At 43.8% G+C, this 7,141-nt stretch carries 7 protein-coding genes; all 7 read right to left on the bottom strand.

The window, feature by feature from the left end; all coding sequences use genetic code 11:
* On the bottom strand, window positions 1–1,182 hold a 1,182-nt coding region (locus ACEW8S_RS15150; RefSeq protein WP_373518967.1), incomplete at its 3' end, for a peptidylprolyl isomerase.
* A gap of 208 nt (window positions 1,183–1,390) precedes the next feature.
* Window positions 1,391–2,680: a hemolysin family protein gene (locus ACEW8S_RS15145; RefSeq protein ID WP_373518966.1), complete on the bottom strand. Its 1,290-nt coding sequence runs from the start codon at window positions 2,678–2,680 to the stop codon at window positions 1,391–1,393.
* Window positions 2,681–2,682: 2 nt separating this feature from the next.
* Window positions 2,683–2,886 carry a hypothetical protein gene (locus ACEW8S_RS15140; protein WP_373518965.1) on the bottom strand — a complete coding sequence of 68 codons (204 nt, stop codon included), beginning with the start codon at window positions 2,884–2,886 and terminating at the stop codon, window positions 2,683–2,685.
* Window positions 2,883–3,437, bottom strand: coding sequence for an LPS export ABC transporter periplasmic protein LptC (gene lptC / locus ACEW8S_RS15135; RefSeq protein ID WP_373518964.1), 555 nt, complete (start codon window positions 3,435–3,437; stop codon window positions 2,883–2,885). The genes ACEW8S_RS15140 and lptC overlap by 4 nt, the downstream gene beginning before the upstream one ends.
* A gap of 52 nt (window positions 3,438–3,489) precedes the next feature.
* Entirely contained in the window at window positions 3,490–4,860 is a 1,371-nt protein-coding gene (locus tag ACEW8S_RS15130; protein ID WP_373518963.1) for a tetratricopeptide repeat protein, read from the bottom strand.
* A gap of 200 nt (window positions 4,861–5,060) precedes the next feature.
* On the bottom strand, window positions 5,061–6,347 hold the full coding sequence (locus ACEW8S_RS15125) for a hypothetical protein (protein WP_373518962.1): 1,287 nt from the start codon (window positions 6,345–6,347) through the stop codon (window positions 5,061–5,063).
* Between the two features lie 118 nt (window positions 6,348–6,465).
* A partial coding sequence (locus ACEW8S_RS15120; RefSeq protein WP_373518961.1) for a type III pantothenate kinase occupies window positions 6,466–7,141 on the bottom strand: 676 nt, incomplete at its 5' end.

Here is a 7,141-nt window from a genome sequence, read left to right as displayed (position 1 = left end):
CTTGGCATCCTTTTTTCGGGCTTCCCTCAACAGTCGCTTTGCTTCGGTTTCAGCTTCTTCCTTGGTTCGGGATACCTCCGGATTCGCCCTTTCCGCGCCTTCATATCCAATTAAAATATGACTGGCTTTAACGGAACCGTTGGCTTTTCTATCCATCATTTTAGAGATTTTGAAAAAATCGCCATCGCGATATGGTCCGAATATCTCACCGACCTGTAAAGCCATCAACGTATCGGCAAATTTAGTCGGCAATTGGTTTTTCTCTTTGTATAAGGTATCCAATTTGATATCGGAATTGCGATCCAAGAATGCGGCCATATCGGTGGTATTTCTAAAACCGCCCAAAGTATCGTTCGTATCGGTTCGGTCGTTGTACTCGACCCTATCCTCCATAACTTCGGTAAGCGCAGTCTTTACCGCATTTTCATCTTCGGTAGAAGGTTTTTCCTCAAAGTACACGAACTGTATATCGCGGGCGGCGTCTTGCTTAAAATCTTCTTTGTGCGCATCTATATAACTGCGGATCTCGCTTTTGGAAACGGTAATCGAACTATCGGGAATCGAGGTAAAAGGTATACGCACATATTTGATATCCATCTTATCGTTGGCCAGGCGATAATCAATTTCCCCTTCTTTCAAAGTAGCACCGACGCCGGCTTTGACCAAATTGAAATAGGCCTGCTGTTTGGCACTTTGTATGATGGAGGCTTCATTCTGCAACCAAAAATTGTACTGCGCGGGTTCGTTGACCTTGATCTCGGCGATAAACGACCGAAATTTATTCGGGTCGAATACACCGTTCTCGTTTTGAAATTGGGGATTCTGGGCATATCCGGGAATCGTACCGATATAGTTCATAATCTGGTCCTGCTCGATATTCAACCCTAGATGCTCGAGTTGCTGCCCCATAATGGTATTGCGGACCTCTTGGTCCCACACTTGGTTTACCGTTTGCATGGTAGACGCGTTCGGTCCTGAATTTCTTGAAGCAATATCCACCTTTTCGCGGAAGCCATCGATGGACACCTCTTCCCCATTTATTTCGGCGATGCTAGATCCTACCTTGCCCCCGCCCAGTTCGCCGCTTGTAAAGACGCCTGAAACTACAAAAGCGAACAACGCCAGACCGATAATCAGTATCAGGATTGTCGTCTGTTTTCTTATACTCTCTAAAATAGCCATTTATGGTTTTTTTGAAATCAGTGTGCAAAAGTAATACTTTCCTCGAACTTATGGAAATAGAATTGAAGGGTGCTCGGTGCTCGAACCCAATTGCATGGCATCTTGCCTAATTATCGGTTTTTCAAATTTGAATTACACGAGCTAAACATTTACCTTAGACTAAACAATTAAACATCTGACTTCGTGCACCGAGCACCGTGCATCAAATTCACTCCTTCTCAACAATCTGTAGCGTTACCAAATCAATTTTGGTACTTGACGCTTCGAGAATAGTGAATTGAAATCTATCGATACGTATTTCAGAATCCTGTTCGGGTATCTCGCCCCTTTCGTTCACGATAAGGCCTCCCAAGGTCTCATATTCATCGCTTTCGGGAAGTTCGAATTTATAGATCTCGTTCAGGTAATCGACTTCGAGCCTCGCGGAAAGTTTATAGGTACTATCATCGACCTGTTCTTCGATAAGATCGGTGGTGTCGTGTTCGTCTTCAATTTCCCCAAAAAGTTCCTCTACGATATCTTCTACGGTCATCAGACCCGAAGTACCGCCATACTCGTCCAACACCACGGCGATACTCTTTCGTTTTTTGGTGAGAATGTTCAGAATATCTTGAATCAACATGGTCTCTGGCACGAATTCAACCGGCAATAGAATGCTTTTAATGGTCTTCGGTTTTTTAAACAGTTCGTATGAATGTACATACCCGATAACATTGTCAATGGTATCTTTATAGATCAAAATTTTCGAGAGTCCCGTTTCGGTAAACAATTTCGCCAGGTTTTTCGGGGTTTCGTGGATTTCGACCGCGCTGATCTCGGTTCTTGGCACCATGACTTCCCGGGCCTTTACGGCCGAGAATTCCAAAGCTTTTTGAAAAATCTGTATTTCGGAATCCACCACGTCTTCCTCTTCCACGGTTTCCATCTGTTCGGTGATGTAATCGCCCAGCTCTATTTTACTGAAGGAAAGTTGTATCTCGTCGCCATCGGTCTTAAAAAAGGTCTTTAAGATAAAATCGGATATCCAAATAATAAAATCCGAGATTACCGAAAACACCAAATAGAACAGGTAGGCGGGAATGGCCAGTAATTTCAACAAATTGTTCGCATAGATTTGGAAGAGCACCTTCGGTAAAAATTCAGCAGTGAACAGGATGATAAGCGTCGAAATGACTGTCTGGACCAAAAGACTGAAATCGGTCAGCATCAGGGTCAGGAAGCTATTCGATACCGGCAGCATACTTTGAAACCACAACATCAACAAGTCCCCCATAAAAAAGCCATAGATGACCAAGGCGATGTTATTGCCAATGAGCATTGTGGCAATAAATTTCGAGGGTTTTTTGGTCAACCGCGTAAGCACTTTGGCCAAAAAGCCATCCTGTTTTTTCTCGATCTCGATGTGGATCTTATTGGCGGAAATAAACGCGATCTCCATCCCGGAGAAAAAAGCCGAAAAAAGTAGGGAAAGTACGATTATGAGGATAGGTGCTTCCAAAATCAACGTTCGTTATCGCGCTTGCGCTGTTCGAATTTCTTCCGGTAGTTTCTGCGGAAAAAAAACATACCGATGGATACTATTGCAAAAAAAACGAACAAGTAGGCATTCTGTCGGTCAAGGTTCCAATCGGTGTAGATTCTATATAGGGAGAAAAAAAACACTCCTAGGTACAAATACTCGGTATACCTTAAAATTTTGATCATTGCGATTCTTCTTTTATACTCATCAAACCATTGGTTTTGTGGGCACTGAAAAAATAAGGTTCATTTTTGAAATCCATGCCGGTTCCGAACATCACGGAACCATCCTCGGGATTGGTATATTTGAACTCTTCTTGGGTAAATACCCAATCATTATCCTGGTCCCAATATACTTGTGTTGTTTCCATTATCTTACCATCATGTGTCTCTATGATGACATTGCCCTGCAAATCTATCACATTCGTAGCGGAATATACAATACCGTAATCGGCCTTAACTATATTTTTCTGGCCTTCGTCATTAAAAACATCTACTACAAGACCGTCAGGAAAAGTCTGATAGGGAAACTCCAAATTAGTAAAATCGTTCCTTAAAGGACTTCTTAATACCGCTATGACCTTCGTTGAGGTCGAATCTTCACTATCCAACCCCGTTTTAGCCTCGGTATAGGTAAAGGTAAGATCTTCAGCTATACCCATAGGATAGACCATTGGCACCTTTTCTTCGCCAGATCTTTTGTAGGTATCGGAACACGAAAAAAAAAGTATTGCCATAACACAGGTCGTGGCAATACTTTCAAAAGAATATTTTCGAATGGATAACATCTTATAAATTCGGTACCGTAACGCTACCGCCGACCCAGCAATCGAAGGTAATCTGCTTACCAGCCATACCCGAATTAAAAATATCGGTCTTTGATGGCGCTTTCGCGGAATAACTGGCAGCGGACTGGCTGGCGTTCGAACTCAGGGCAGGATCGACACGACCCGCCTGACGGGCCATATCGGCCGCTTTCCAGTACAGTGAACGTTTCTCGAACGGGGTGCTACCGCAATCATTGGCACTGGTCGCATACAAGTTGGCAATCAACAAATAGGCCTTACCGTTCGCCGCATCGGCCTTAATGGCCTGTTGCGCATAATTTCGGGCCTGTGACTTACTGGTTTTGCGTAAAATGGTTGCAATTTTATAAAGGATATTCGATTTCTTATAGGAATCCGTCTCCAGACCCACGGCTTTGTTAAAATCATCCAAGGCGCCATTGCTATCGCCAGCTTTCTGTTTTAACAATCCGCCGTACATGTAAGCTTGCGCCGAAGGTTCCAAGGCCAATTGAGCCTCAAACAGTTTTCGGAACAAAGGATCGTCGGTACATTCTTTGCTGAACATTCTACCTACGGCCCGCTTTACCCATTTAACATCCCCTTTTTTCTCTTCAAAACTTTTTTGATACAACGGTATAAGGTTATCACAATCGGCCAGGGCACCCAATTTTGAATCGACGCTACCGGCAATCTTACCGTACGATTCCGAATTGGTAGTAGCTATCTTCAACGATCTTTGCTCTTTGGAAGTTATCGTACCTGTAGAATCTTTAGGCAGTAACTGTGTAATTACATCGGTAAGCTTCTTGTTCTCTTCCTCTATTTTTTCGGTGACATTATCGTAAACGTCGAAAACTTCCTGTAAATCTTTGCTTCCGCCTTTATGAAGATCGACCAAGCTGGAGAAATATAGGTATAAGGCCCTTGGGTTCTTAAAATTTTTGGGATCTCCGTCAAAAGCCTTTTGAAGCATGTCGTAGATTTCAACATCGGAACCCATCTTATTTTCGTACATGAGCAAGGCCTTATCAATGCCTACAACGGCCGGCGTATATTTTTCCGGAAAATACTTGGCGCTGTTATCGTGCAATGCCACTAAATCCTTGATATATCCGTCTTTATCGGCACCTGAGGATTTCTCGATTTTATCCTTCAAAATCCGTTCCCCATAAATAAAGTTGGCCTTGTTGATATCGGGACAGTTGTCGTACACCATTTTCCATGGCGTGTAGGCCGCTTCGTAATTTTTGACTTTTGCATGCTCAACGTAGATGGAAAGGTTGGTCATACATTCTTGGTTTTGGGCCTGGGCATTGCCTAAACCCATAGCCCCAAGAAAAAGCATCGCAGTGACGTAGATCTTAGTTTTCATTTTTTCTATATTTATTCGTGTTTTAGAGTTTGTCCCGATAGCGATCGAGAGCTGATTGTTCCGAGGGGGTCAATGTACTAATTTTTTGCCAAGAGAACCATAGGAAATTTAGAATTTGACCGTTTAAATGTAATTTTTATCCTAATATCGATCAGAACCTCTCCAATTCTTCGGTTAAACCGTCCTGATCAGGAACGAATTCAATTGATTTTCCTCTTTTGGAACCACTGATCGTTCAGCGACAAGCCAATGTTAACCTTGAAATAGCTTTCTTCAATAAGGTCGGCGGCGGAAGTCCCCTTTCTTCCCAATTCAAAACCTAGATTAAGATTTGAAAGACCGTTGCCGAGCGGTAAACCTATTCCAAAAGTTATGCCAAGATTTTTAATGTCCTTGTCGTTGATCACCATTCCCGTCTGATCATACCGGAAGCCCGCACGATAAGTCACCCTTTTAAGGTAACTTTCAAAAGAGTTCCTGTCAGGTATATAAAATCCGCCTAAAGCGATCGTACTGGCATTGTCGTACACCAGATTATCGATTTCCAAGAATTCGTTCGAAAGATCATCCAGTTTTTGGAAGCTGTATTCTACCCCTAAAAACCATTTCATATTCTCGCCGTAACCGACGCCCAAAGTCGTAGTGGTCGGTATCTTGACTCCGGTATCCTTAAGGCCCTGTGCTTCGAGATTTACATCGATAACCTCAATGTCTTGTGAGGTGGTCAACGAAAAAGAACCGATCTGTTTTGTGTTGCGGGCGGACAGATTTGCCTGCGTATTTACCCGTAGAGAGGTAAACAGCGTATGATTTTTATCGATGGCCGGGGTATAGTTTAAAGCATAATTCAGGTCAATGCCGTTAATTCTTGATGATCTTGTATCCTTTGCCCCGAACTGTACATTTTCAGTACTCTGCACCCTTTCACTAGTAATGGTACCGAAGTTGTAATTGACGGTCACCCCGAGACTCCAATCTTTTAAGAACTCATATCCTAAGGAAGCATAGACTTTATTGAGACCGCCTTCCCCGGAATATTCGTTCAGTATTCTAGAGCCCTCGGCACCTCTTAAATCCTCAAAATTATAGCCCACAGAGGTGTAGGGCCTTATTCCAAAGCCCAGGCCTAGACCTTTTTTTAGGCTCAATCCCAATGCAAGATAGTCCAGATTGGTAACGGAACTGCTCTGCTCTTCGGTGAAACTTTTAAAACGCAACTGTTTATGTGAAACGCCGGCCGTGTAGGTGGTAATACCGAAATTATCTCCGGCCTGAACCCCGAGTTTACTGTAGGCGGCAGGGTTGTTCAGGTTGATATGGATGCTATCGGCATACACACCTATACCGCCCATCATCTGATTTTCTACCGTACTGGATTCCCTGATGTCTCCGAGACCAAAATAGGAGTATGGGGAAATCGAACCGTCTTGGGCGTACATGCCCATTAGGGTGAGATACGCGATGACAAAACCTATTTTTCTGATCATTTAATCACTTTGGTTTTAACCTGACGGCCCTGCTTGCTTGCGGGATGGGCGGCAGGCTGGTTTCCGGAACTCCTTTGCTACAGGAACAAACCCCCAGTTTTCGGAGGTATGTATGCTTTTAGTGTTTGTTATATTCCAACAGATAGTTTAATCCTTCCAGGAGAAATTTGGAATCCGCAAATATGGTATTTTTTAGCCGCTTTGACAAAAATTGGGCATCACCGCCTGTTAAAATAACTGTTAAATCTGTAAAGCGTGATCGGTACTGGTCGATGGAGCCGTCGATTTCGAGACAAATGCCGTTCACTACCCCGCTGTGGATACCTGTCTCGGTAGAATTTCCAATAAAATCGATAAACGCCGCCGGTTCTAGCAAGGGAAGTTTTGCGGTATGTTCATGCAATGCCCGGTAGCGCATATGTAGCCCCGGAGAAATGGCACCGCCCAGATATTCACCATAGTCGTTTACCATATCGTAGGTGATACAGGTACCGGCATCGATTACCAAGGAATTGCCCTTCGGATTGAAATAAAACGCGGATGCGGCCAATGCGATCCGATCCAGACCCAAGGTCCGGGGCGTAGCATACGAATTTTTAAAGGGCGTTTTAGAGAGGTGGCTCAATTCGTGCACTTCGCAAAACACGGCCAGTACGGCAATAACCTTGCGGTCAAGGTTTCCTACCGAAGAAACGATACTCCGCTTTATGCCCGGGTAATGGTCGCAGATTTCCTTTACCTGTCTTGCCACATGCTCGGTCATGATGTTCTGATGGAACACCAGTTTTCCTGCC

This window comes from Pricia sp. (assembly GCF_041745955.1).
Lineage (GTDB): Bacteria > Bacteroidota > Bacteroidia > Flavobacteriales > Flavobacteriaceae > Pricia.
Note: the sequence above shows the minus strand (reverse complement) of the source record. Positions and strands in the feature narration are given on the sequence as shown.

Coding starts and splice junctions, on each gene's coding strand:
- ACEW8S_RS15140 (WP_373518965.1), bottom strand. CDS start 2,886: ATGATCAAAATTTTAAGGTATACCGAGTATTTGTACCTAGGAGTGTTT.
- lptC (WP_373518964.1), bottom strand. CDS start 3,437: ATGGCAATACTTTTTTTTTCGTGTTCCGATACCTACAAAAGATCTGGC.
- ACEW8S_RS15130 (WP_373518963.1), bottom strand. CDS start 4,860: ATGAAAACTAAGATCTACGTCACTGCGATGCTTTTTCTTGGGGCTATG.
- ACEW8S_RS15125 (WP_373518962.1), bottom strand. CDS start 6,347: ATGATCAGAAAAATAGGTTTTGTCATCGCGTATCTCACCCTAATGGGC.